The organism is Pseudoalteromonas sp. SG41-1 (assembly GCF_014164575.1).
In the GTDB taxonomy this organism is placed as follows: Bacteria; Pseudomonadota; Gammaproteobacteria; order Enterobacterales; family Alteromonadaceae; genus Pseudoalteromonas; species Pseudoalteromonas rhizosphaerae.
This window is the reverse complement of sequence record NZ_JACJFL010000054.1, coordinates 1-25278: the sequence shown is the minus strand read 5'-3', so window position 1 is coordinate 25278 and position 25278 is coordinate 1. Positions and strand designations below refer to the sequence as shown.

Sequence of the window (25278 nt, the reverse complement as noted above, 5' to 3'; positions counted from 1 at the left end):
CGAGTTGGCGAGTTGGCGAGTTGGCGAGTTGGCGAGTTGGCGAAGTTAAAGTAATAAGGAAAAGATACAATGGCTATTTTTAAAAATTTATTTCGCTGGCAGCGTGGCAGGCAAGATTCGGGCTATGACAAAATGCTTCTGTGTGGCGCCCATTGGCCAGTAAAGTTTGATACTTATTTAATTAAGTTTCCCGTTGGTAGTGAAATAAAGCCCCATACAGATAAAGTAAAAAAAGGTAAGCATTTTCGTTTAAATCTCATTATCAAACGTGCCCAACTGGGCGGTGAGTTTATGTGCGAAAACACCTTATTTCAAAGCCAGCGTATAAAACTATTTAGGCCCGATATAACTCAGCATGCAGTAACCAAAATAGAAAAAGGTAGTCGTTATATATTAAGTATTGGCTGGGTTAAAAGCGATTAACCTTCACTATTTTCTACCATACTGATCGTCAAAACGTTCAATATCCGTTTCATCTAAAACGCTGCCAGTTTGTACTTCTATAAGAATAAGTGGCTCATTTTGCGTGTTTGCTAAACTGTGAATGTGACCGGCGGCTATATAGCAAGATTGATCGGCAGCAAGCCTGTGTGCTTGGCCATCAATACGCACATCAGCAATGCCAGAGACGACAACCCAATGTTCAGCGCGGTGCTGATGGCGCTGCGTTGAAAGTTTGCCAGCTGGGCTGACAATAATTTTTTTCACTTTAAAGCCGGTGCCTGCAATTAACACTCGGTAACTACCCCACGGTCGATACACGGCTTGATGATGGATCAATTTATCACCGTGCTTAACGGCTAATTGCTTTAATAGTTCCGGAAGCTGCTCTAATTGGCTTTTGCTCGCGACTAAAGTTGCATCATGGGTGTGAATAATCGCTAAATCACTCACCCCAAGAGCTGCGATACTATGACCTTCTTCACCGCTGAGCAAGTTGTTATGGCTATGTAAAACCACGTCATCTGTGCTTAGGCTATTGCCTTGCTCGTCTTTATCGGCACTTTGCCATAGCGCATTAAAACCGCCGACATCATTCCAATTCAGCGCTAAAGGCAGCACCGCCACATTTGGGCTGCGTTCTAAAATAGCATAGTCGATTGAATCACTTGGACAGTTTTTTAAGACTTCATTATTGGCACGGGTAAAACCTAAGTCACCACTGAAATTGGCGGCTGCTGCAATGCAACTGGCGATTTTTGGTGCAAAACGCTCAAGTTCAGCAAGGTATGCGCTAGGAGTGAATAAAAACATTCCACTGTTCCAGCTATATTCGCCACTGGCAAGATATTGCTGTGCTAATAGTAGACTGGGCTTTTCTTTAAATTGATCAACTTCATAGCAGTTTGAAGATGCTATTTTAGTGCCATTTTTAATATAACCGTAACCGCAATGGGCTGAGTCTGGCTCAATTGCAAAGGTAATTAACTTGCCCTGTTGCGCCAAGCTTATCGCATCAGGAAGTTGCTCTATTAACAACTCAAAGTTATCAATATGATGATCGGCTGGAATCACTAATAAAGGTTTATCAAGCCCTTGCTGTAATGCATATTGTGCTGCCAATGCGATGGCGGGAGCAGTATTTTTGCCATCAGGCTCTAATAGTAACGCCATGGTTGCAACACCGATTTGCTGGCATTGGCTGCTGACAATAAAGCGATGCTGTTCATTACAAACCAAAATCGGATCAGTAAAACATGAGTCAGAGACTCTATTTAAGGTACTTTGCAATAATGACTCATCTCCCAGTAAAGGTAAAAACTGTTTTGGCATAGCTTGGCGCGATAATGGCCATAACCGCGAACCGATACCACCGGCCAATACAACTGGAATAATGGAGTTTTTCATAGCAAACACACTTAAATTTGAATGCCCGTAGTTTAACAGAGTATAGCGAGTGCATTACAGCAACTAAAAAATCTATTTTTCGTCATCGACTCGCTTTTAATTCAAGCTGTTCTACACTAAATCTTAATTACCTATATTAGGTTTACAGCTTTGCTTTGATAAGGATGTTGTTATGGCTAACCAAACCCGTTCATTCGGAAATTTTGTACGTAATATTGGCTTGACTAAAAAGCTTGTTATTGCCTTTTTGCTCGTTGCATTAATTCCCTTGGCGATAGCCATCAGTCTTGCACTGTATAACTCGGCTACTGCTTTAAATAAACAAACTTATGCTCAATTAGAAGCGGTTAGTGAAATTAAAAAAAGCGCCATTGAAAGGCATTTTGCCGATATACATGCGCAATTATTATTTTTAGCACAAAGCCCTTTACTCCACACCGCAGCAGATGAACTTAGCCGTGCATTTAAAGAGCCCTATACAACATCTCTCGACAGCACCGCAGAGCAACAGCTGGCAGATTACTATCACAACGACTTTAATACTAAATACCGGCTTAAAAACGAAGACAAATTGCCAACTTCTGAGCTGCTTTCCACACTTTCACCCACGGCTAAATATTGGCAATCACAATACCTAGCAGATAACCCATACCCACTTGGCGAGAAAGCAAAATTAGTACAAGCAAGTGCTGATAATAACTACAATTTACTACACAGCAAATACCATAGCTTTTTACTAAATTTTGCGCAAAAATTTGATTTTTATGATGTCTTTATCATCGACAATCGCAGCGCTGAAGTAGTTTACTCTGTTTACAAAGAAGTTGACTTTGCCACTTCTTTACTCGATGGACCTTATGCTAATAGCAACCTAGCATTGGCATTTAAACAAGCAAAAATGATCAATGAAGATGAAATAACCTTTGTCGATTATCAGCAATATTTGCCATCTTATAATGCACCAGCCAGTTTTATCGCCACCCCAATTTATAACCAAGGCGTACATACCAGCACCTTGATTTTTCAACTATCCATTGATGCCCTAAATGTCATTATGACTGAGCGGGCTGGCTTAGGTACAAGTGGCGAGACATATTTAGTCGGACCTGATTTTTTAATGCGTTCTGATTCCTTTCTCGACCCCGAAAACCGCTCAGTTGTAAATTCTTTTCGCTATCCAAGCATAGGTAAAGTAAAAACGCTGGCAACTGAGCTTACTCAGCAAGGTAAAAAAGGTCAGCAAGTAATCACCGATTATAGCGGCTCCTTAGTACTGTCGTCTTATCAACCTATTAACGTATTAGGTATACAGTGGTCATTACTGGCTGAAATAGATAAAAAAGAAGCTTTTGCCACAGTCAGTCATTTAACGACGATTCTCATTAGCACCTTAATAATATCGATCATTGCCATTACTCTGGTCGCTATTTGGTTTGCTCGTTCGCTCACCCGCCCTGTGCAATTACTTGTCGACACAATGCGTCACGTTGAACAAAAAGGTGATTTTTCGGTACGAACGCCAGTGCTTTCGAATGATGAAATAGGTTCATCGGCAAGTGCTTTTAATTGCCTCCTTGATGCGCTGCAAAGCTCTATTTCCCAAACCAATACGGTTATGAATAAAATGGCCGCAGGTGAATTTAACCACCGAATTAGTGCGCCCTGCAAAGGTGAATTAGATTCCTTAAAACAGGCCACAAATAATTGCGCAGACTCGCTAGAGCAAGCAATGAGTGAAATAAATCATATTATAGATGAAATGAGCCAAGGAAATTTTAACAGCCAAATAACAACCCCAATGCAGGGACAGCTGGCCACCTTAAAACAAAATATAAATGGCTCTCTGCAATCGCTAAATAGCACCATTACTGAAATTGTCGGGGTAATGAGCCATATCGAACATGGTGACTTTAAACAACAGGTTACGGTAGCCGCACAAGGCTCTTTGGCACAATTAAAAAACAGTGTGAATAATTCAGTACACAGTTTAGCGGGAGCAGTAAGTGATATCAGTCGCGTAATGAGCGCACTTCACGATGGGGATTTTTCACAACACCTTGAGCAACCTCTACAAGGCCAGTTAGCCACACTTAAAAATGATATCAACGCGAGCGTCGACAATCTCGCGTTAATCATTAAAAATATTAACGATGTTATGGCAGCCGTAAATGCTGGCAACTTTAAACAACAAGTAAATTGCAGTGCCAATGGCCAATTATCAACTTTAAAGCATAATATTAATAACTCAATTATGGGTTTAGACACTGCTGTAAGTGAAATATCAAACGTTATGCTGGCGATCAGTAAAGGTAACTTCGAGCAGACAATCGATAGCGATATGAATGGCCAACTCAATGTACTTAAAGATGATGTAAATAGCTCTATTAGCAATTTGAGTATTGTTATTGCTGAACTCGCGCGCGTTATGGCAGCTATGCGTAGCGGTGATTTTAATCAACAACTAGAGACAAACATGCAAGGCCAATTAGCGCAGCTGCAAAATGATGTGAACAGTTCTTTGACCATCACCGCAGATGCAATCGCAGAGGTAACTAAGGTATTAAGCGGGCTTGCTCAAGGCAATTTAAATCAACAAGTACAGCAGGATTACCAAGGTGTATTTGCTACATTAAAAGCAGATGTAAATCAAACGATTGAAAAACTTACCAGTGTTATTAGCAGCATCCAAGACTCTGCCTTAAGAGTATCACAAAGCGCCGCAGAGATAGCAGAGAGTAACACCGAAATAAGTCAACGCACTGAAGAGCAAGCAGCCAATTTAGAAGAAGCCAGTGCTAGCAGCAGTAACATGCTAGATGAAATAGCAGCCATTGCTAAGCAAGCTAACGAAGCGGTTAAGCTTGCAGAAAACGCTCAAATGAGCGCAACCGAAGGGGGCGAGCTATCCATACAAACGGTTCATGCCATTGTTGAGGTCAATAACTCCAGTAAGGATATTAATGAAATTGTCTCTGTTATTGATGAAATAGCATTTCAAACCAATTTATTAGCTCTCAACGCAGCGGTAGAAGCTGCCAGAGCTGGCGAGCATGGTCGCGGGTTTGCGGTCGTTGCCAATGAGGTTAGAGAGTTAGCTGGACGTAGCGCAACCTCGGCGAAACAAATTAAAACTATAATAAGCAACAGCAACCAAAAAATTAGTCACGGTACCGCCCTTGCTAACTCATCAGGTGAGAAACTAAAGCAAATTGTCAGCGCTGTGGCTGATGTTAACCATATGATAGTGTCTATCAATAGCTCTTCGATTACCCAACAACAGGCAATTAAAGAGGTAGATATTGTGGTACAACGCCTAACAACCTTGATCCAAGAAAACTCAGCGATGACTGAAGAAACCATGGCTGCGGCAAAACAAATGGCAGATCAAGCCAACACTATGCGTCACTTGCTCGGGTATTTTTCACTGCAAAAGGCACCGTGATAAGGAAAATAAATTCACTAATAAATAGCAACGATTAATTGGCGATTCAAATTAACAAACTTGATAAACTAGCTGCACTGGATATTTTAATGCAAATTTAGGGATTCATAAGTGTACTTGCGACAACTTCAGTTAACAATGGTTTGTGCCTTAGCGATGCTGATACCACCAGCAGCTGTGGCTACGGCTGCTTACCAATGCACGGTTGATGGCGTGGCTACCTTTAGTCAACTACCTTGTGGTGACGATGCTAAAGAAATAAAAATTCCACCAACTAATGTGACCCAAGCAACTAATACGCAACAAAGCAAAGATATCATGGCGTCTGTAGATAGTTATGTTGCGATGCAAAAAATTGATCGTGAAATTGCAGTTTATCAACGAGAAATAAAGCAACTTCAAGATACTCTTGCAGAACAAAAAACCAAAATAAACTATATGACGCAAGACTCTGCAAATAAAATGGGTGCAAACTCAATTGCTGATGCGATAGCAAAACGCACAGCACAAGCGGAGCAACGCATTGAGCCGAAAATAAAGCAGTATCAGCAACAAATTGATGCGTTAAAAGCGTTTAAAACGCAACTAAGCCAATAAATTTAGCTTAGGGTTTGTTTAACCACTTTTATTAGCTGTGCTATATCACTACTGTTGTTATAAATATGCGGTGAAACTCGCACCCCATATGCTCGCGCATCGACACTTATATTCGCCTGAGACAGCGCGCTTAATACCGCTGGCTGTTGCTCGCCAAAATTTAAAATAGCTGTACCGCTACGTTTTTCTGGCGTTGTTGGTGACACCAAATATGGCCTAAACTCTGCACTTAATTGTTCAAGTAGCGCCAAGTTGTGCGCTCGCACTGTTGCAACACCTAATTTAGCAAAGTAACCAATGCTATGCCCTGCGAGAACAAATGGCGCAATCGATGGAGTGCCGCCCCAAAAACGCAATGCGCTATCATGATAAGCAAAGTGATGAATATCAAACTCAAATGGATTTTGATGTGAAAACCACCCTACATCTTGTGGTTCGCACACATTTAATTGCGCCTGGCTTACCCATAAATATGCCGCACCGGGACCTGAGCATAACCACTTAACGCTGGAACCAATCATAAAATCAGCATCAACTTGGCTTAAATCTAGAGGCAATACACCAGCTGACTGCGCCACATCAACAAGACTCAAACAGCCTGCGTGCTTACACAGTTGCGTAATTTCAGCTACTGGCGCTTGCTGGCCAGTATTTGAATAAGCGTGACTAATAAATACTAAATCAATATCTGTTTGAATATATTGTTGCCATTGCACGCTATCAGTTAAATCTACGTGTTCAGGAATAAACTTTATTTCAGCGCTACTAGCCAGCGCTTTTTGCATTGCAAACCCCATGCTAGGAAAGTCACTTTGCGCCATCAACACCTTACAATTAGCTTGCCGTAAGCGAGGATGCGACATAACTAACTTTGTTAAAGCGCTCGATAAATTTACTTGTGGGCAAAATTGCCTGCTCGGTGAATTAAACAATGTACTGAGCGCCTGAGTAAAGCGTTCAATGGCTGGCAGCCACTGCTGCCATGGCTCTTTATTACTCGCTTGCCAAGGAGCAAAAAAGTACTGGTTAAAATCATCTTGGCTGCTTTTCAGTGCACGGCCAACAGAGTGATTTAGCAAGTAACAGCCTGCGGCAAGATTAAAGTCATCTTTGTACATATTAATTACTCACCCATTGCTTTAATTGTGCTAAATCATCATAACGAGTTCTTATATCATCACGCTTTGCTGCTGCTCGACGATCTCTTAATTGTTCAAGAGAATCCAATAACACATGCAATGGCGGACCGCTGGCAGTTACTTTATTCATATGTTGCTGTTGCATGTGTTGAGCTGGCTGAGCTATAAACTTACTAACCAGTTGATTATGATGACCTATTGCAGTATCGCCATGCAGCTTACATACTTGTATAAACAACTTGGCATTGGTTTTAAACCACGAGCTATGGCGGGTATCTCCTGCCGCTAAAAAGTCATCCATTATGCTTGGCATACGCATAGACTCTCGCAGAATTTGCTGATCTTCAGGCATCATATATAAAAATTTATCCACCAGCATTTGTGAGTAACTCGGTTCGTTGGCAAAGCATAAACCTAACAGCATATCTATAACGTTAATTCCGGCAAAATCTCCCGCATTGGCTCCACGGTAAACCTCTTTGCCAACCCGATACGGCTTATAGTAAGGACGTACACAGAAAAAGAATCGCTCGGTGTCTAACTGATTATATAAAGCCGTATTCGATTCAATCACATCGACCAACGCCTGCTTGGCAACTTTAAGTAAATCACCGCATAGCGGATGCGAAATACCTAATGGCTGAATTTTTAATAATGCGTCAGCTGCTCGCTTATAGGCTAAAATCCCTTTGGTATTGTAATCAATAAATAATTTTTCATCTGGCAGATCCGTAAAGCGCTTATAAAGGCCATTAATCGCCTTATTATGGGTGGTTAAGTGAGCCGTCGCAAAACGCGGAGTAACCCCAATTGATGCACCAATATGCATGGCTAGTGCCGAGGCCTCGACTAAAGGGGAGGTTGTTTCGCGCGATGGTTCAGTGATCTCATGGCGTCGACAAGCCGCCATAAATAATCCTACATTGCCAAGTAAATCAAACGCACGATCAAATCCTTCATCAGTATTGCCTTCTGCCAGTAACTTACGAATATGCGCATTACCCTCAGCCTCTAACTGATGCTTAAATTGCTCCCCGACAAATTCTACGTTAGCTTTATCTTCTTGTTGCCAATAGATAGCCTCTAGTTGACTATTAATTTCTACAAAGCGGGTTCTGAGCCACTCATCAAATGCCTGGGTATTATTACTCACAGGTATTACTCCATACCAAATTTTATTGCATTTAGGTTAACAGATAACATAGAGCACAAATCAGCAAAACCACTAATAAAAACCCATACAATTAGTGATATTCACTCTATAATCACCATTAAATAAAATTTATTGTCATAGTTATGAGTTTAGATAAAAAAGATCAACAATTACTAACGTTGTTACAAAGCAATGCGCGCACCTCTGTATCAGAACTTGCAACAACTGTAAGTCTATCGGATACCCCTTGTTTGAGACGTATAAAAAAACTTGAAGCAAGCAAGGTGATCACTGGCTATCACGCAGCCTTAAACCCACGCGCACTCGGGTTAAACGTGCTGGTCTATGCGTTTGTGCGGTTGAGCCAAAATTCCGCCAGTGCGGCAAATATGTTTGAAGAACACGTGGAAAAACTGAATCATGTACTGGAGTGCTCTGTCATATCAGGAAGCTATGATTACTTATTGAAGATTATTGCTACCGATTTAGAAAGCTACGAAAGTTTTGTTAAATATAAGCTAGGGAGTATTGATTGTATTGCTAACATTGAGTCTACAGTGGTTTTAAAGCAAACATTTAGCAAAAAGCAGCTACCACTTTAAAAAATAATACTATTTAGTGCCGATTCGCTATACTGAAATATCACTATAAAAATAATATTTAACAAGGATGCATGTGAAGATTTTTCGTTCAACATCCAGTTCTTTTGTTTTTTACATATCGTTTGCTATTGCTTATTTTGCAACTGGTAAGTTATTAACTAATTTTGCCTTTCAATCACAAGTCATCCCTATTTGGCTCCCTGCTGGTATTGCCTTAGTTGGCTGTTTTATCTGGTGGTGGCGTTTTATGCCGGCATTATTTATTGCCTCTGTCGCCTTTAATTTAAGTACCGGTGATAACCCGATCACTGATCAGGTTTTAATTGGCAATACGCTAGAACAAGTACTGCTAATCGGCTTAGGCGCCGTGCTACAAGGCATGATTGGCGCTGCTCTTTTAAAGTACTGGCTAGGCCATCCGCTGTATTTAAAACAACGCCAATCGATTATTTATTTTATTTTTATCGTCGGTATTGTCGTCAGCCTCATATCGGCCAATATTGGAGTCTATGCTTTAAGTCAATTTAATCCCGCCTACAGCATTGAAAATCACTGGAAAAATGTTACTTATTGGTGGTTAGGTGACTCACTCGGTGTGCTGATCGCAACCCCCTTTTTATTGGCCTTACTACAGCCTAAATTTAAACGACACTACGTCACCCCATTGCCAACCATCGCAGTCTGCTCGGTATTATTCGTCTCTGTCGCCTTAACCACTAAACTATACAACCAAGAGACTTATTCAAATGCGATACAAATTGCCAAGCGTGAAACATCTATCATTGAAAACAGTTTACTGCGCAATTTAAATCTTAGCCAAATAACCGTACAAAGCCTTGCGAGCCAAATTCAATCAACACCAACTTTAAGTCAGCAAGAGTTTGATAGCTACAGTGCCCAATTACTGGCTGAGCATTCATTTATTAAAGCATTTTCATGGAATCGCAAAATTCCCCCAGCTCAGGTCAGTGATTTTAACAAGCAGCTCGATGAAATTTATAATTCATATAACTTTGATCCGAGTATTAAAGGAGCGCCATTATCAAACGACGATCCATTAGTGATTATTACCTATATCGCCCCTTTTGCAGAAAATCAATCCGCTATTGGTTTTAACCTCAATTCTCGTAAAGATCGCCGTGAGACTTTACTCGACCCACGCATCAAAAATCGCCCTGTAGGCACTAAAATAATTCAATTAGTGCAAGCACAACAACCTGAGCCCGCTTATTTATTATTTGCTCCTGTGTATCAACAAAATAATGAAATTGCCTCAATTAAAGGCTACGCAACAGGTGTATTTTTAGTGGAAAACATACTTGCTCAATCGCTTACGCAAGCACAAAATAAGATGTTTAATATCGCTATTTATGAAGCCAATGCTACCAACCCGTTTTATTCAAACGCCGAAAATGTGCCGACCAAAAGCAATAAGCTTACAACCATCACGATTAATTTTGCAGGGCAAACATGGCTAGTTGATTTAACGATTAAAGATGAGTTCCTACCGCATCAAACTAATCACATGACACTCTTTTTAATTATTCTACAGGTCATTGTAAGCTCACTTATTTTACTGGTATTACTGCTGTTTAATAACCAACATCTTGCACTTTCGCGTTTAGTGGCAGAGCGAACTCGCTCACTAGTTAAAGCTAAAAAGCAATCTGATTTAGCTAATCAGGCTAAAAGCCGATTTTTAGCCAATATGAGCCATGAAATTCGTACGCCGCTTAATGCAGTGATCGGTTTTTCAACCTTAGCTAAAAGTGAAGATAGCGCTGAAGTTCTCATCGGTTATCTAAATAAAATTAATTTAGCTTCTAAATCATTGTTAAGTTTAATCAATGATGTACTCGATATATCTAAAATTGAATCACAAAAGCTCACCTTGGAAGTCGCTCCTTTTGATTTAAATGCTCTTATTGCCCGGATTAGCAGTATGTTCGAACAAAGCGCTGAACAAAAAGGCATTCACTGGAAAGTTGATAACCAATTACCAACTGATATTTGGTTTGAAGGTGATGTTATGCGAATTGAGCAAATTTTATTAAACCTGTGTAGTAACGCCATCAAGTTTACCTGCGAAGGTGAAGTAAGTGTCAGCGCATACTGTAAGGAGATTACCGATAAACGTAGGCAAATTACCTTGGCTATTAAGGACTCTGGTATCGGCATTGCGCCATCAGAGCAAAGTAAATTATTTGATGCATTCACCCAAGCTGATAATTCCACATCACGCAAGTTTGGTGGCACCGGGCTTGGCTTAACAATCGCAAAAGAACTTAGTTTGCTAATGTCTGGAGACATCAGCGTACAAAGCGAGCCAGGTAAAGGCTCCACATTTACCCTGTCTGTCGAGTTAAATACGTGTGCTGCGCAACAAGTAACGGTAAAGCACACACAACAGCATGTTGATTTAAGCAAACTAAAAATACTGGTTGCAGAAGATAACAGCGTCAATCAATTAGTAATAAAAGCAATGCTTAGCTCTTTAGGGATCACCCCAACACTGGTTGAAAATGGCGAATTAGCAGTAGAGCAAGTTAAAATAAATGACTTCGATTTAGTGTTAATGGATTGCCAAATGCCCATTATGGACGGTTACCAAGCCACCGCCTTGATACGTCAAATTAAAAGTACTGAACAATTACCCGTCATTGCCTTAACCGCTGATGTAATGCCTGAGGATAAAGCCAATGCCTTAGCAATTGGTTTTAATCAGCATCTTGCAAAACCCCTCGAACTCGATAAGCTAACCGAGTGCCTAATCAATTATGTAGATGTTTATGAGCCTTAATGGAATATTACTAACTCTCACTTTATTAACAACCTCTAGCCTTGCTATCGGCCAAACCAACTGCGTTACTCAGTTGACTGATTTAAACTATATTATGAACAGCAAAAAGCAGGGCTTATTACGGTTTGAAAAAAGCAATGCTAATACGGATTTTTCCTATCAAAGTGAGCAAGCATTTAGTGATTATTTAAGCTTTGCATACCAACATATTTTAGCGGCAAACCCTCGCGCATCAATGCCTTGCCCTGTTTTAACTGATACCTATCAGCTTTTAGTTAAACAACAGCAACGTACTAGCCCCCCTAATATAGTTGATCTTATAGCGCCATTTGAATTACGCCAAAATAACAACCACAAAGCGGTTCTATTGATTCATGGGCTTACCGACTCTCCATTTACCTATCATGACTTGGCACAGATTTACTTTCAACAAGGCTATACCGTTCGTACTGTGCTGTTACCAGGCCATGGCACCGCAGCTGATGCACTAAGTAGTATTAATGCCAAACAATGGCAGCAAGCTGTTGACTATGCCATCAAGCGCACTATCAAAGATTTTGATCAAGTGATTTTAGGTGGCTACTCTACAGGTGCAGCCCTGTTACTCAATTATCTAACTGTCAAGCCCGCTAACCCAAAAATAACCGCACTGATGCTGTTTTCACCAGCCACTGAACCACATAATAAAAATGGTTGGCTGGCGAAGTGGATTGATCGTATTCCCTTTGTGAATTGGATAGATAAAGACGCCGATATTGATTTTGCTAAATATGAGTCGTTTCCATTTAATGCCGCAACCGCAGCCGACGATGCTATGCGCTCAATTGCGTTACCAGAACTAATCGAGCGTCAATTACCAAACTTAGCTATTTTTTCAGTAATGAGTGATGTAGATACCACCATTGATACCCGTGCATCGCTGCTATTATTAAGCGCCTTACATGATGTAAAGATACGCCCTGCAAATAGCTTAGATACTTTGGTTTATTACGGTGATAAAACAACCATTACCAGTGATTTTCCAAAAGACTACAGGGTATTAAATCCACAGTGCAAAAATGCAACCTGTAAAAACATTCATGGTATTTCTCATATTGCCGTAGTTAACTCACCTGATAACCCTTACTACGGTATTGCTGGCGCTTATCGCAATTGCGGCAGTTACCTCGATGATGATACTTTGTATAAGCAATGTAAAACGACCGAAAAACCTAATATTGGCGAGCGTACTGCAGAAAATATTGCAGCATTTCCAACCTTTCAACGTCTGACTTACAACCCTTACTTTACTGAGCAAGCACTCTATATAAAACAGTTTATAAAGCAGGTTGAAGGCTCGCAGGGCAATCAATAATGAGTATATTTAGTCACCGCTGGTTAACCAGTATCAGTACAATAGATGCCGCTGTTTGGCAGCAGTTTTTTGCCGATAATCCATTTACTGATCATGCATTTTTATTTGCATTAGAACAAAGCCAATGCGTATCAGCCGCGTCTGGTTGGCAACCGCAACATTTAGCCATTTACCAAAATGATACTTTGGTGGCATTAGCACCCGGCTATCTAAAAAGTCACTCTTATGGCGAATATGTATTTGATTGGGCATGGGCTGAAGCTTACCAGCAGCATGGTTTAGAATATTACCCTAAGTGGTTATCTGGCTCACCGTTTAGTCCTATTGAAGGTCAACGCCTCTCGATTGCACACTCACACCCAGAACAAGTATATCAGTACATTACACAGACTTTAACAGCTCAATGTGAGCAACAAGGTTGGTCTGGCTGGCACATTAACTTTTGCTCGCAACAGCAAGTCTCTCAACTCACACCACATCAAGGTATGCATCGTATTGGCGTGCAGTTTCAATGGCAAAATCAAAACTACGCTACTTTTGACGATTTTTTAGCGCAGTTAACTGCACGAAAACGTAAAGTATTGAAAAAAGAACGTAATAAAATAACCCAGCAAAATATTAGTATTAAATGGCTGCAAGGTGAACAGATAACTAAAGCTGTGATGAGCCAGTTTTGCGAATTTTACCAACGCACTTATTTAAAACGCTCTGGCCACATGGGTTATTTAAATCATGACTTTTTTATTTTGTTACATGCCTTAATGGCCGATAAACTGGTGATCATGCATGCCATCCATGCTCACGAAGTGGTCGCTGCAACACTGAGCTTTAAAAATAATGACACACTATACGGGCGCTATTGGGGAGCTATAGCAGAAATTGATTGCCTGCACTTTGAGCTTTGCTATTACCAAGGTATTGAATATTGTATTAAACATCAGCTTCAGTGTTTTCACTCAGGTGCGCAGGGCGAGCATAAAATAGCACGAGGTTTTGCACCGGTATTTACTCACTCCGTACATGCCGTAATGGATGCTACTTTTAGTCCTGCGATAGCAGATTACTTACAACGTGAGCGTCAGCATATGCGCATCTATCATCAGCAATGCACTGAATTATTACCTTTTAAGATTGATAACTAATGACGTTTAAAAATCAATAACTGATTATTAGCAGGCATCGCAATATCATCAACAAGCATTAACCCTGCTTGCTCAGCTAATTGCTGTACCCATTCGAAATCACGAATGCCACTTTGGCAGTCTTGCTGATTTAAAAATTCATCAAAACGCTGATTACTTTCACTGGTAAAGTTGCCGTTGTATTTAAATGGGCCATAAATACACACGAGACCTTTTGACGCTAAATGCTTATTAACACCAGTAAAAAATTGCTCAACTAACGGTTTGCTGACGATGTGTAACGTATTAGCAGTATAAATAGCATCAACGGTATTTATTGGCCAAGGGCGATTTAGATCTAACTCTACTGGTGCGTGCAAGTTATCTAGCTTTGCTTCATCAAGCCACTGTTTAATACCATTATGATTAACCAAGCGATCACTGGTATGCCATTGTAAGTGAGGCAAATTAGCAGCGAAGTGCACGCTGTGTTGCCCCGTACCTGATCCCACCTCTAACACACTCTCGACTTGTGCTAAATATGCTGTGATGACGCTTAATATTGGATTTTTATTATTTTCACACGCTTGCGAGAAAGGTTTCGTCATATATATTTCCAAGCATCTCAATACAGATGCACCAAGATTGGTAAAGTATGCCCATTAGTAAAGCAAATCTTGCAACCGATGTCGCTATTAAATAATTAATTTTATATAAAAACTATATAATTCAAAGTAATAAAAAAAATATTGAGCATGGTATGAGTTATGCATTTATCTAATTGAATCAACCAAACGGAGAAGATTATGTATATATCACCTTATACCGCCCTAGACGCTGCAATTGCGGCAAGTGAAAAACCAGTAACAGATAAAATAGGCTGTGATGAACGTGCCACTGTAATTGATTTACTATCGCAAACAAATCAACAAAATCAGGCGTTAATACATGAAACAGACCAAATATTTATTCTTGGCTACAATTAAAAAACTCACCTTCCGCCAATATTTACAATTTGTGACTTGCACCGAAACCGATTAACTGTAATGATAATAATTACCATTACAGTTAATCGGTTTTTCTTATGCATGAACATCACGCTATGCTTTATTATCAACAGCAAATGAAATGTATTTGCCCGCGACCTGGGCTACATGCGCCAGCTTTAGTGGCAAATTACATTGAAGCTGGCCTGAGTGCTGCACGTCATTACGAAAAAAACCACAGTCTATTGCTGCAAGAACTCTATCTAAGACGCACTTTCCATGAAATCCTCAACAAAATGTGCGACTCTTTAGTCCATTGTGCAATTCGCAAACAATGTTTAGAGCAACTTTATAAACCGTTACTGGCATTAAAGCGCTTTTATAGAAGTCATAATAGTATCAAGAAATACCTGATACTAGAGCGTGAAGCCCGTATTCTCAGTCACGAATTTAACCCTTTCTAGGAGTTTTCATGAGCGAATTTAGAACCGAATCAGATAGTATGGGCGAATTACAAGTCCCTACAGATGCACTTTATCAAGCGCAAACTCAACGTGCTGTAAATAACTTTCGCATTAGCGATTTAGTAATGCCAAAACAGTTTATTACCGCTCTTGCTTATATCAAACAGGCCGCAGCGCAAAGCAACTACGAGCTAGGTCATCTCAGTAAAAATAAAGCACAGCTAATCGAGCGCGCATGCCAAGAGATCATTGATGGCGAACATTTAGAACACTTCCCTATTGATATATTTCAAACAGGGTCAGGTACTAGCACTAATATGAATGCTAATGAGGTGATTGCAACTTTAGCAAGTCGTTATGGTGATGAGGTTATCCATCCCAACGACGACGTAAACATGGGGCAAAGCTCTAACGACGTGATCCCTACCACTATTGCTGTAAGCAGTGTAATTAACGTGGTGTATGAACTATTTCCGGCGCTGGATCAGCTATCACAAACGTTGGAGCGCAAAAAGTCAGAAATAGGTGAAATCGTAAAAACGGGTCGAACTCATTTGATGGATGCTATGCCAGTGACATTTGCGCAAATTCTAGGGTCTTGGCAACACCAAGTTGATAGTGCAATGGCAGGGATCCGCTATAGCCTTGAGGGGGTATCTGCTTTAGCGCAAGGAGGCACAGCCGTTGGTACTGGTATAAATGCCGATCCCCTGTTTGCTGAGCAATTTTGTAAAAATCTCAGTGCCAACGTCGGCGTACGCTTTGTGCCAAGCAAGAACTTTTTTTATAACATAGGTTCGCAAGACACTATTGTCGCTTTATCAGGGCAGCTAAAAGTACTCGCGGTTGCACAAATGAAGATAGCAAACGACCTACGTTGGATGAATTCAGGTCCACTAGCTGGCCTTGGTGAAATCGAACTAGAAGCTTTACAACCCGGTTCATCAATTATGCCCGGTAAAGTAAATCCTGTGATCCCTGAAGCGGCAGCCATGGTTAGTGCACAAGTGATTGGTAATGACGCAACTATTACTGTTGCAGGTCAATCAGGTAACTTCGAACTCAATGTAATGTTACCTGTAATAGCTTACAATATTTTGCAAAGTATTGAGTTACTAGCAAATAGTAGCCAAGCATTAGCTGATAAAGCGATTCGATCCTTTAAAGTGAAACACACAAGTATCGACAAAGCACTCGCCAAAAACCCCATATTAGTGACCGCGCTTAATCCAGTCATTGGTTATGCTAAAGCAGCTAAAATTGCCAAACAAGCATATCAAGATGGCCGTCCAATTCTTGATGTTGCTGAGCAAGAAACTGACCTATCACGTAGTGAGCTGGAAGCTTTACTCAATCCCGCAAAATTAACCCAAGGCGGACTATAAAAATATTAAACCCGTCCTTAGCGTCGGGTTTAACCTTTGAATGCCATAGTTTTTATTGCTGTGTTATCTGCAAAGTGTATGATGGTGGTTACTTGTTCACCACTATGAAGGTTTATCATGCGCTTATTTATTATCGCGCTTCTACTGCCGTTATGTTTATCGGCTTGTTCTGATGCTGCGACCCCGAATAACAACCAACTTAGCCCGGCTCCTGCAGCGCTAGTTAAAAATAATCAAGCGACTAAGTTAAATCCGCAAACAGAAGTTCCGGCAACAAGAGATAACATTAAAAAGGTCCACCAGCAATTACAGACACAAATTGCAGATCTAAACTGCGATAACAGCTCTCAATGTAAAGTATTACCGGTTGGTAGCCGTGCGTGCGGCGGCCCTAGTAGCTATATTGTTTACTCTAATAAAACGGCAAATGAGCAAGCCGTTGAAAAGTTAACTCAGCAGATCACCAGCCTTGAAAGCCAATTTAATGCACAGAACAAGATGATCAGTATTTGTCAGCACCTGACTGCCCCTGCGGCTCAGTGTATTGAAAATAAATGTGTTAAACTAGAAAGCTCTGCGACAAGTGTTTATTAAGGGAAACCAATATGAGTCGTTCATCATATTCTAAATTTTTAGTAACAACAGCCAGTTTGCTGATCCTCAGTGGTTGTGTCAGCACTTCTGACTCAACACCAGCAAACGGCAATGCAAATGTATCTAAATTAAATAGCGCATTGGCTGAGTTGGTGCAAGATAATAGCTGTACCGCGAGTTTTCAATGTAAGGTGCTTGAAGTAGGCCAACGCGCCTGTGGTGGTCCAAGCCGCTATGTAGTGTACTCAACCTTGCACACACAACAAGAAAATGCAGAACAGTTAGCGGATCAAATTACTCAGCAAGAAACTGCCAATAATAAAACCAATGGTTTAAATGATTGTTTACCGGTTTTACCTGTGCAAGCATTATGTATTGATCAGCAATGCCAGTCGTTTGAGCTAAAATAGTCGCTCTGCTGCAACCGCGCTATACCAATAATGGGATCAGCGCGGAAATTACCACGACCGCCACAATACAAATCCCCGCTTTAAAAATAAAATGCATCGGCATCTGCTTTTTAACCCAATAGGCATAAATAAACCGTAAGAAATAACTCGCTGCCGTGCCAAACAAAGCAAAAATTAGTAGATAGGCGATTAAAATAATATTCACAACAACTCATTATTTGATAATTTAAGCCCTAAGTGTAAGGGCTTAATAATCAGAAGGCAAAACCTAGCGTTTACTAGTTCGAGCAATCAGTAACTCAGCAACTTGCTGTTTTACTGCCCGCTTATCATCTGGGGCAACGCCAAAGCGTTCAGCAAGTAATGCTATTTCTTCATCATTAAGGTTAAATGATAAACGTTGACGCGTTTTTTTTGATTTAACCTCAAGTGATAAAATTTTGCGGATCATATCGGATGGCGTTAGCTCTTGATCAATGGCTTGCTTTTTTATCGATTTTTGCACTTCACTGCTAAGATCAAACGCCATTTGCGTGGCTCTTACAGCCTGCTCCTGACGTAACCATTTATCTTTTGCATTACTCACTGCGCATCTCCAGGGAACAGATCAACAATGTCTGTGATTGGTCGGGTTAAAGTGAGTGATACTTCAGTTTCTCCACCATCCCAAATCTCAATGTTTAAACCATGGCTCCCATCGCTCGACTCAAGGCAAATCATTTCGCATGGTTCGCCACCTTCTTGCTCATAGCGTGGTAATGGCTGGCTACGATAATCTTTATTATGAAAATAACACACAAATGGTGATTCACTTTGTTGATAGCTTTTAGCTAAAAACTGCATGTAACGCTCTGGTGTATTTTTCACTTCTAAGTAGGTTAAATCGTCTTCGTCAAAGATGCGCGCAAACGCATCCAGTGTGAAGATTTCATCCACTTCATCACGTTGGATTTTGATTGAAAAATTCGCCCACTCTTCACCATCGCTGCGCTCTATTTGCAAAAAAACCACCTTGCCAGCATCACTTTCAAGTACTAGCTCATAATCTGCACTGTGCTGATATTGATAAGTTTGCACATCGGTAACGCGCAATGTTTGCCCTTTTAGCCAACTTGGGTAAGCAAACGAATCAATCACTGTGAACATATCACCTTTTTTAAGTTCACTAGGGTGATTTAATTGGCGTTCAGGGGCTTTTTTAGACTTAAAGAAGTTAAACATAGACTGCCTCATAAGCAAAAAAGGTAACTTATAATAAGTTACCTTTTAATAATCGTAATTGCGCGTTAGCCGTTTTGCTTCGCTTTAATACGCGCTAAGATATCTGCACTTTTTGGATTGCTATCACCAATTCCAGCTTCAGCCATTTTAGCTTTAAGATCATCGCCATTAGTGTCAGCTTCAAGTACTTTAGCAGCACCAAGCTGGTCACTACGATCTTGTTGACGTTGCTTAATACGCTCAAGTGATTGGCGTGCATTCGTCATCGACGAGCTATTAGTATTAAGTGTGCTATTTACTGCCATTGTTGCTTGTTGCACGCTTTCAGTGGTTTTAACCATAGTAAGCTGACGTTGGTTTTCTTTGATCGATTTTTCAGCATCTTTTACTTGCTGCTTCAACGTTACAATGTGATTGCTAAAACCAGCTAACACTTGATCATGCTCTGCTTTTTCAGCTTCAAAGTCGCCAATTTTCTCAGCAATTTCTAGCGCTAACGGTTCATTACCTTTTTCAAGTGCTTGACCTGCATACGCTTCGTGCTCAGCAATTGAGGCATCTAATGCGCTAATCTTACGCTTCGTTTGCATTTCTTTAGCCATCACTTCAGTTAGGCTTTTTTTAGCACGCTGCAGCGCGTTTTGCGCATCAGCAATTTCTTGTTCAAAGATACGAATCCCATTCGCGTCAACAATTGCTTCGCCCGCTTCACGCGCGCCGCCACGTACTGCTGTAAATAACTTTTTTAAAATACTCATAATCTTAACTCCACTTAAAATAGCTAGCTGTTAATCGTTTAAATAAATGGTTACCGCTTCTAATGCATCAATGGCATTATCAGCTAAAGTAACTAGCTCATGGGTAATATCATCAAACGATGAATTAACCGACAAAGCACCAAAGATCGCATATTTATCATCAATCTTCGCAAATGCACTCAGCGGGATTGGTACATTCAAACGTAATAAGGTTTCATTCAACTCATCACGTAGTTCAGGCTTCACTTCCTCATCAGCGAACAAATAGCTAATACATAACAGCTGCTCTTGTGTCTGAGTAACAAAAATAGGAAGCTCATCATTGCCATCTACTATGACTTGCAACACATCTTGCTCGCCTGGATTGGCAATCAAGAAAGACTCAAAGTTAGCGCCTTCAGTTTCAAAAGATGCTAGTTTTATTGAAAGTTCATTTAATTCCATGTCTCTGCCTTTTGTCATTTGACATATTATGTCTGAGTTAAGATTCGCATGGTCGACATATTATGTCAACCATGATTTATTAATTTTTATACAATTCACTTTCTATCTGCCATGCACTACGATAATAATCATATAAAGTACCTGAGCCTAATTGATTGACTTCAATATCATTTATTTGTTCAAAATAATGATTGGGGAATACGAATGCTGCCAATAAATATTTTTTACTGATCCATCTAGAAGCAACTGGTAAGCTTGTTATATCGCTAATTCTCGCACTTGCAGATTGACCTGTGGTGGTTGCAATCGTCCATCCCCATTGTCCAAATGATGGAATATTTTGCTGGTATTGCTCAACATGCTTAAAACCTGCCGCTTTGACTGTTTTACCAATACTTAAAAATGCTTTTTTAGCATGATAAGGCGAAGTTGACTGCACAGCCATTGCACCATCTGCGGCTAGTAATTGACGGATATGATTATAAAAATAGTCACTGTACATTTTATTTAAATCGGGATGATTCGGATCAGGTAAGTCAATAATGATGGTATCAAAACGCTTACCTTCATCAAGTAACCGCTCTACTTCAAGAAAAGCATCACCCACTTTAATATGCGATCGAGGATCAGCCATTGAGTGCTTATTAAGTTTAGTTAAGCGCTCATGAATAGCTGCCGGAGGATTAAATTCATCGTCATCATGACCAAATAAACTAAGTAACTGGGCATCTAAATCAATTAAGGTGACTTCTTTAACAGGCCACTTCAATACGTCTCTTAGTGCTAACCCATCACCACCGCCTATAATCAATACATTATCGTGACGGTTCGAGGCTAATAATGGCGGATACACTAACATTGAATGATAAATTTGTTCATCGATGCTAGAAAACTGTAAGCGGCCGTTTAAGTAAAGATCGGTAATTGGATCGGGTTGATTGCGGCTCAATCGCTCGGTTAACACTAGATGCTGATACTTCGTCGCTTCAGAATAAATAACTTTATCCTTATAAAGCACATTACTTAAATCTTTCATCCAGCTACTACCAAGCATTAAAATAAAACCAAATAACACCAGTAAAGCGATATGACATACCAGTAATAGTTTGGCGTAACGGACATAGCTATGATAACGCCATAAGAATGCCAAACCTGCGATAATATTAAATAGCGCAGTCCATGCCGCAGCCTGCATGATTGGCATAGCCAACATAATGCTAACCCAAATAGCCGCTCCAATACCTGCACCTATATAGTCGGCACCGTAGATCGTGCCTGCATTATTTTCTAAGAAACGACCATAAACATGCTGACGTATGCGAGCGATAAGTGGAATTTCCATACCGATTAATAGACCTAACAATAAGCCAAATACATAAGGTAGGAATCGTGACCACTCTTGGAGTTTTTGAAATATATAGCCGTTAAGAATTACATCAGCTGGTAGATTAAAAATATCAGAAAAAATATGCGGTAAAGAATAACTAACAGCAATAACGCTGGCTATAGCTAAGATACAGCCCATACCAACAAGTGCAATAAGACTTTCAAGCCAAGCAAAGGCGGTAAAGGCATCCTTAAACCAACGCGCTAAAAAAGCCCCTATACCCATAGCTACGATCATAGTGCCTATCATCGCATAAATAGCGCTCTCTACAGAGCCTAAAACTCGTCCGGCATAATGAGATAGCAGATATTCATAAATAAGGCCACACCCAGCGAGTATGGCCATAACAGTAATTAATAAAAAATCATGCCCAAGTAAGGAGTACTTACTTGGGCTTTGCTTAGAATGTGACAAGTTTTACGCGCCTAATAGAGTTGCCATGGTAATGCCCACTGCAAACGAGATTGCCGCTGAAATAGTTGCTACACCCACATTTTTTTGACGGTTCACTTCGTCTGATATATCGCAACCTGAAAGGATAATTTTAATCGTAATTAAATGCAGTACGATAAATGCAATTAAACTAACCAAAGCGCTAATCGCCCAGAAAATCAAGCTGGTGTTAATGCTATCTGCAGCATAAGGCGCGATACCTGAAGCCGCAGTAAGCGCAAGCGCGCTACCGATTAAAAAGCCAGCATAGCGAATACCAACAGCCAAGTTACCGTCAACAATTGCTTGTTGTAGGCAATCTCCACTTCGGTTAGTACGCTTAAATAGTTGTACGCGATACTGGCTCACGAGCAATAACGCAATGCTACCAATAATAAACGCTGCTATCACGATTGGTAAACCATGCCAGCCTTCTGTAGCCACCCAAAATAGCGCTGAGCGAATCACGATTGCCACACTCACAACATGGCCAAAATCAATCACCGCGGCAGTTACATTACCCTTCACTATTTCATCATGTAAGCTGACTTTGCGCAGTGCCACTTTATCTTGAAAAAAGTGCCCAAGCTTTATTAGCACAATAGCTAACAAACCATAAGCTGCCATTTGCAGTGCTTCTTGCTGTAAGCTCACTGCAAATGCACCACTGCTTACACCCGTCAGCACAATTGCTAAAGCAACTAAGCCAGCAGCAAAGCTAATACCAAACGCAAAATTATCACGCTCAGTGATCTCATCATTGGCATGTAAGTTAGATACCCAACCTTTGATATATTTAAGGCTCACAAACAGTGCAATAATAATCGCAAAATCAATCGCGATTGCTTGTAGTGACCACATAGTTATTCCATTAAATTCGTACATATTCTTTAAACTCCAACACTAAATCTTTAAATAGCCGTTTACTTACCGCGACTGACACCGCGAGAGGTTCTATTATTGCTGTTTCTGACCGATCCCGAGTCTTTACTATAGCTACTGGTTTTGGAGTAACTACTACGACTTTTTGGTGGTGTATAACTGCTACGACTTAACCCAGAAGCCCCGGTTTTTTTAGATGCATAAGGGCTTGTGAATTGCTTACCTTGGCGTTGATACGATTGTTTAGTACGTGTTTCAACGGCGGTTTGTGCTTTAATTTGCTTAGGGCTAGAGTAACGCGCACGACCATAATCATTATAATAACTATACTTACGGCGCTTGCTCCAACTACCATATTCAACACGATCAAATACATCACCTAAAATGCGGTACATGCCATACCACTGCCAAAAGCTGATACCGCTACTGTTAGTTTGCCAATTACCATAATTAGGATTGCCGACTAACTGGTTGCCTTCACCAACCCCTTCAGCCTGCTGACTGATTGCACCGACACGCGCAAGCGAGCCACCCGACATATCAGCAAGCATATTAATAGGATCGGTCAAAGCATCCGAAAATAAAGCGGGCTTTGCAGCATCTCGCAACAAATCAATATTTTGCAGTGTTTCATCGTAAGGAGGAATAAGGTAAGTACTTTTGATATCAGCTAAGCGTTGTTGCAAACCTGAGTAAAGCGGGCCTTTTCGAGTTGCATCTTGCACGAGCACGCCAGCAATTTTAGCTAGCTCTGGCTTTTCATTGCTAAGTATACGGCCATATTCGCTTAATAAAGCGGCATTACGAATTGAGCCGTTATCTAAGGCACTACCAAGTCCTGCTAACTCAACTTCAGCTTTAGCTATAGATTGTTTAATTGTTTCTTGTAACTGCTCTTCTTTCGATTGACAGCCCATAAGTAAGCTTACCAAACAAAATAAACTGATAAGTTTCCAAGCTTTTATATTCGACATTCATGTCACCTGATTTACTAAATTAACCCAGCTAGTTTTACACAGCTTACTTATTAAACCAACAATGAAATTGCAACAAATGATGATTAAGCCGACTTGTCTATTACTTACGAAGTATAAGAACTTATACCAATCGTGTTAAGTTACTGACCATTTATAGCGACAGATAAATGGAGTGATAACAAGGCATAAATTTTGACATGTAGTTGTTCTACATGAAAAATTTATAACGCAGTTAGCGCTTTATTTAGCTCGTTAGAATGGTTAAATATTTAAGTCGATTGGTATTATTTGCCATCATTTATAAACAGCGCTAGTTTGCCTGTTGCTTATAAAGAGTGCGAGTTTACATTTCCTTCTGGGGAGCGCGAGTTTTTAAAACTTAACCCGCCTCCGTGGCTTTTGATATTAATTCCATACGTTGTGTCATGATTTCTTTATTAACAATAGGGCTGATCAGCGCTTCTGTTTTACCATTACTTGGGCAGACTGCACCAAATAAGTATCCATACTCAAACTGCTGTTGTTTTGTTGCACGGGGTCTCGTGCCTGTTTCAGCCCATAAGCGTGTTGTTTGATTTTGTTGTCCAAACCGTGCTTCATTTTGAAAGCAAACATCAATGCGACCTAAAGGGAGATGCCCTGGGTGTGAAGGAGCGTTTCCACTTGGAACTTTTTTAAAAGCCTCTTGGCTTTCTTTTGACTGCTTTGGGTGCTTAGAACGGCTTGTGATCCAGCTAAACCCACGCTTCTTGAGCAGTTTGTAAATATGATCGGTGTGATACCTTATGTTGAACTGGTCATAAATATACTGAGCAATATCTTCCCCCCATTAGTCTGCCTCCTTCTGAAGAACTTGCTGACTGTTTTACATAATCTGACAGTGTATTTAGTTGTTGTGAGGTTAATTTAGCTGGACGACCTTTAATCGGTTTGTTGTTCAAGCCAGCAACGCCATTGTTAAGGTAGTTTGAAACCCATTTATTGACACTGCCGCGCGCTGTATTTAGCCGCTTAGCAATATTCGTTCTGCTTTCACCCTCAAAGAATAATGAAACAGCAAGCAGGCGTATGCGCTTTCTTGCATTAGGCTCTTTACGTGATAAAGCTAAAAGTTACTTGGATTTTTCTAAGTTCAATTTAGTAAAAGTAGATAAGTATCAGTGTGTTAATTAGATCACATAATTTGGCAGATTGGTATAATTTGGCAGATTGGTATCATTAGCTGATAGAGGAAATAAATTTGCGAGTTTCGAGTTTCGAGTTTCGAGTTTCGAGTTTCGAG

General features: G+C 40.4%; 26 protein-coding genes. 12 read left to right on the top strand and 14 right to left on the bottom strand.

Annotated elements, in window-relative coordinates:
• Positions 1–69: 69 nt before the first annotated feature.
• On the top strand, positions 70–423 hold the full coding sequence (locus tag H5203_RS19945) for a 2OG-Fe(II) oxygenase (protein WP_145242732.1): 354 nt from the start codon (positions 70–72) through the stop codon (positions 421–423).
• Between the two features lie 6 nt (positions 424–429).
• On the opposite strand, the gene H5203_RS19940 is transcribed toward H5203_RS19945, so the two are convergent.
• Positions 430–1848, bottom strand: coding sequence for a mannose-1-phosphate guanylyltransferase/mannose-6-phosphate isomerase (locus H5203_RS19940; RefSeq protein WP_182820162.1), 1419 nt, complete (start codon positions 1846–1848; stop codon positions 430–432).
• Positions 1849–2020: 172 nt separating this feature from the next.
• Between H5203_RS19940 and H5203_RS19935 the strand changes: the two genes are divergently transcribed.
• Together H5203_RS19935 and H5203_RS19930 are read left to right on the top strand one after the other, a co-directional pair.
• On the top strand, positions 2021–5290 hold the full coding sequence (locus H5203_RS19935) for a methyl-accepting chemotaxis protein (protein WP_182820161.1): 3270 nt from the start codon (positions 2021–2023) through the stop codon (positions 5288–5290).
• 111 nt (positions 5291–5401) lie between these two features.
• Positions 5402–5887, top strand: a complete 486-nt coding sequence (locus H5203_RS19930; RefSeq protein ID WP_310736566.1) for a DUF4124 domain-containing protein — start codon at positions 5402–5404, stop codon at positions 5885–5887.
• A gap of 2 nt (positions 5888–5889) precedes the next feature.
• Here H5203_RS19930 and H5203_RS19925 read toward each other — a convergent pair whose 3' ends face one another.
• Complete coding sequence (locus H5203_RS19925; RefSeq protein ID WP_145242726.1) at positions 5890–7005, bottom strand: aminotransferase class V-fold PLP-dependent enzyme; 1116 nt, start codon at positions 7003–7005, stop codon at positions 5890–5892.
• Between the two features lies 1 nt (position 7006).
• Entirely contained in the window at positions 7007–8185 is a 1179-nt protein-coding gene (locus tag H5203_RS19920) for a monodechloroaminopyrrolnitrin synthase PrnB family protein (RefSeq protein ID WP_404936112.1), read from the bottom strand.
• Positions 8186–8322: 137 nt separating this feature from the next.
• On the opposite strand from H5203_RS19920, the gene H5203_RS19915 reads away from it, so the two are divergent.
• The 4 genes from H5203_RS19915 to H5203_RS19900 all read left to right on the top strand — a co-directional run bounded on the left by H5203_RS19915 (position 8323) and on the right by H5203_RS19900 (position 14077).
• A complete protein-coding gene (locus H5203_RS19915; protein ID WP_182732562.1) occupies positions 8323–8781 on the top strand; it encodes an Lrp/AsnC family transcriptional regulator in 459 nt (152 codons plus the stop codon).
• A gap of 73 nt (positions 8782–8854) precedes the next feature.
• Complete coding sequence (locus H5203_RS19910) at positions 8855–11581, top strand: CHASE domain-containing protein (RefSeq protein WP_182759053.1); 2727 nt, start codon at positions 8855–8857, stop codon at positions 11579–11581.
• Positions 11571–12935, top strand: a complete 1365-nt coding sequence (locus tag H5203_RS19905) for a carboxylesterase (RefSeq protein WP_182820160.1) — start codon at positions 11571–11573, stop codon at positions 12933–12935. Before H5203_RS19910 ends, H5203_RS19905 begins: the two co-directional genes overlap by 11 nt.
• Entirely contained in the window at positions 12935–14077 is a 1143-nt protein-coding gene (locus tag H5203_RS19900) for a GNAT family N-acetyltransferase (protein WP_182759055.1), read from the top strand. Before H5203_RS19905 ends, H5203_RS19900 begins: the two co-directional genes overlap by 1 nt.
• Here the strand turns inward: H5203_RS19900 and H5203_RS19895 are convergent.
• Entirely contained in the window at positions 14074–14664 is a 591-nt protein-coding gene (locus tag H5203_RS19895) for a DUF938 domain-containing protein (protein ID WP_149983352.1), read from the bottom strand. The genes H5203_RS19900 and H5203_RS19895 overlap by 4 nt on opposite strands.
• A gap of 198 nt (positions 14665–14862) precedes the next feature.
• Here H5203_RS19895 and H5203_RS19890 point away from each other — a divergent pair, with 198 nt between their 5' ends.
• From H5203_RS19890 to H5203_RS19870, 5 genes are all read left to right on the top strand, one after another.
• The gene (locus H5203_RS19890; RefSeq protein WP_145242712.1) at positions 14863–15042 is read left to right on the top strand and encodes a hypothetical protein; all 180 of its coding nucleotides are present in this window, start codon (positions 14863–14865) and stop codon (positions 15040–15042) included.
• A 98-nt stretch (positions 15043–15140) separates the two neighbouring features.
• On the top strand, positions 15141–15506 hold the full coding sequence (locus tag H5203_RS19885; RefSeq protein WP_257325145.1) for a hypothetical protein: 366 nt from the start codon (positions 15141–15143) through the stop codon (positions 15504–15506).
• A gap of 8 nt (positions 15507–15514) precedes the next feature.
• Positions 15515–16891 carry a lyase family protein gene (locus H5203_RS19880; RefSeq protein WP_182759056.1) on the top strand — a complete coding sequence of 459 codons (1377 nt, stop codon included), beginning with the start codon at positions 15515–15517 and terminating at the stop codon, positions 16889–16891.
• A gap of 117 nt (positions 16892–17008) precedes the next feature.
• Positions 17009–17485 (top strand): hypothetical protein, encoded by a 477-nt coding sequence (locus H5203_RS19875; protein WP_145242708.1) that lies wholly within the window; start codon positions 17009–17011, stop codon positions 17483–17485.
• Positions 17486–17496: 11 nt separating this feature from the next.
• Positions 17497–17895, top strand: coding sequence for a hypothetical protein (locus H5203_RS19870; protein ID WP_182759057.1), 399 nt, complete (start codon positions 17497–17499; stop codon positions 17893–17895).
• Positions 17896–17914: 19 nt separating this feature from the next.
• Here H5203_RS19870 and H5203_RS19865 read toward each other — a convergent pair whose 3' ends face one another.
• The 10 genes from H5203_RS19865 to H5203_RS23200 all read right to left on the bottom strand — a co-directional run bounded on the left by H5203_RS19865 (position 17915) and on the right by H5203_RS23200 (position 25066).
• Complete coding sequence (locus tag H5203_RS19865) at positions 17915–18100, bottom strand: hypothetical protein (protein WP_145242705.1); 186 nt, start codon at positions 18098–18100, stop codon at positions 17915–17917.
• A 63-nt stretch (positions 18101–18163) separates the two neighbouring features.
• Positions 18164–18481, bottom strand: coding sequence for a hypothetical protein (locus tag H5203_RS19860; protein WP_145242704.1), 318 nt, complete (start codon positions 18479–18481; stop codon positions 18164–18166).
• Entirely contained in the window at positions 18478–19116 is a 639-nt protein-coding gene (locus H5203_RS19855; RefSeq protein ID WP_182759058.1) for a hypothetical protein, read from the bottom strand. Before H5203_RS19855 ends, H5203_RS19860 begins: the two co-directional genes overlap by 4 nt.
• Before the next feature lie 65 nt (positions 19117–19181).
• On the bottom strand, positions 19182–19874 hold the full coding sequence (locus H5203_RS19850; RefSeq protein WP_145242702.1) for a PspA/IM30 family protein: 693 nt from the start codon (positions 19872–19874) through the stop codon (positions 19182–19184).
• A 30-nt stretch (positions 19875–19904) separates the two neighbouring features.
• Positions 19905–20318, bottom strand: a complete 414-nt coding sequence (locus tag H5203_RS19845) for a YjfI family protein (RefSeq protein WP_145242701.1) — start codon at positions 20316–20318, stop codon at positions 19905–19907.
• A 79-nt stretch (positions 20319–20397) separates the two neighbouring features.
• Positions 20398–22119, bottom strand: coding sequence for a polyamine aminopropyltransferase (locus H5203_RS19840; protein ID WP_182719303.1), 1722 nt, complete (start codon positions 22117–22119; stop codon positions 20398–20400).
• Between the two features lie 3 nt (positions 22120–22122).
• The gene (locus tag H5203_RS19835; protein WP_145242699.1) at positions 22123–23022 is read right to left on the bottom strand and encodes a DUF350 domain-containing protein; all 900 of its coding nucleotides are present in this window, start codon (positions 23020–23022) and stop codon (positions 22123–22125) included.
• 38 nt (positions 23023–23060) lie between these two features.
• Positions 23061–23993, bottom strand: coding sequence for a CHAD domain-containing protein (locus H5203_RS19830; RefSeq protein WP_145242697.1), 933 nt, complete (start codon positions 23991–23993; stop codon positions 23061–23063).
• Between the two features lie 382 nt (positions 23994–24375).
• A complete protein-coding gene (locus tag H5203_RS23205; protein ID WP_182820163.1) occupies positions 24376–24813 on the bottom strand; it encodes a winged helix-turn-helix domain-containing protein in 438 nt (145 codons plus the stop codon).
• Positions 24794–25066, bottom strand: coding sequence for a transposase (locus H5203_RS23200; protein ID WP_404936455.1), 273 nt, complete (start codon positions 25064–25066; stop codon positions 24794–24796). Before H5203_RS23200 ends, H5203_RS23205 begins: the two co-directional genes overlap by 20 nt.
• Positions 25067–25278 lie beyond the last annotated feature (212 nt).

Coding starts and splice junctions, on each gene's coding strand:
- H5203_RS19945 (WP_145242732.1), top strand. CDS start 70: ATGGCTATTTTTAAAAATTTATTTCGCTGGCAGCGTGGCAGGCAAGAT.
- H5203_RS19940 (WP_182820162.1), bottom strand. CDS start 1,848: ATGAAAAACTCCATTATTCCAGTTGTATTGGCCGGTGGTATCGGTTCG.
- H5203_RS19935 (WP_182820161.1), top strand. CDS start 2,021: ATGGCTAACCAAACCCGTTCATTCGGAAATTTTGTACGTAATATTGGC.
- H5203_RS19925 (WP_145242726.1), bottom strand. CDS start 7,005: ATGTACAAAGATGACTTTAATCTTGCCGCAGGCTGTTACTTGCTAAAT.
- H5203_RS19915 (WP_182732562.1), top strand. CDS start 8,323: ATGAGTTTAGATAAAAAAGATCAACAATTACTAACGTTGTTACAAAGC.
- H5203_RS19905 (WP_182820160.1), top strand. CDS start 11,571: ATGAGCCTTAATGGAATATTACTAACTCTCACTTTATTAACAACCTCT.
- H5203_RS19900 (WP_182759055.1), top strand. CDS start 12,935: ATGAGTATATTTAGTCACCGCTGGTTAACCAGTATCAGTACAATAGAT.
- H5203_RS19895 (WP_149983352.1), bottom strand. CDS start 14,664: ATGACGAAACCTTTCTCGCAAGCGTGTGAAAATAATAAAAATCCAATA.
- H5203_RS19890 (WP_145242712.1), top strand. CDS start 14,863: ATGTATATATCACCTTATACCGCCCTAGACGCTGCAATTGCGGCAAGT.
- H5203_RS19885 (WP_257325145.1), top strand. CDS start 15,141: ATGCATGAACATCACGCTATGCTTTATTATCAACAGCAAATGAAATGT.
- H5203_RS19880 (WP_182759056.1), top strand. CDS start 15,515: ATGAGCGAATTTAGAACCGAATCAGATAGTATGGGCGAATTACAAGTC.
- H5203_RS19875 (WP_145242708.1), top strand. CDS start 17,009: ATGCGCTTATTTATTATCGCGCTTCTACTGCCGTTATGTTTATCGGCT.
- H5203_RS19870 (WP_182759057.1), top strand. CDS start 17,497: ATGAGTCGTTCATCATATTCTAAATTTTTAGTAACAACAGCCAGTTTG.
- H5203_RS19855 (WP_182759058.1), bottom strand. CDS start 19,116: ATGTTTAACTTCTTTAAGTCTAAAAAAGCCCCTGAACGCCAATTAAAT.
- H5203_RS19850 (WP_145242702.1), bottom strand. CDS start 19,874: ATGAGTATTTTAAAAAAGTTATTTACAGCAGTACGTGGCGGCGCGCGT.
- H5203_RS19845 (WP_145242701.1), bottom strand. CDS start 20,318: ATGGAATTAAATGAACTTTCAATAAAACTAGCATCTTTTGAAACTGAA.
- H5203_RS19835 (WP_145242699.1), bottom strand. CDS start 23,022: ATGTACGAATTTAATGGAATAACTATGTGGTCACTACAAGCAATCGCG.
- H5203_RS19830 (WP_145242697.1), bottom strand. CDS start 23,993: ATGTCGAATATAAAAGCTTGGAAACTTATCAGTTTATTTTGTTTGGTA.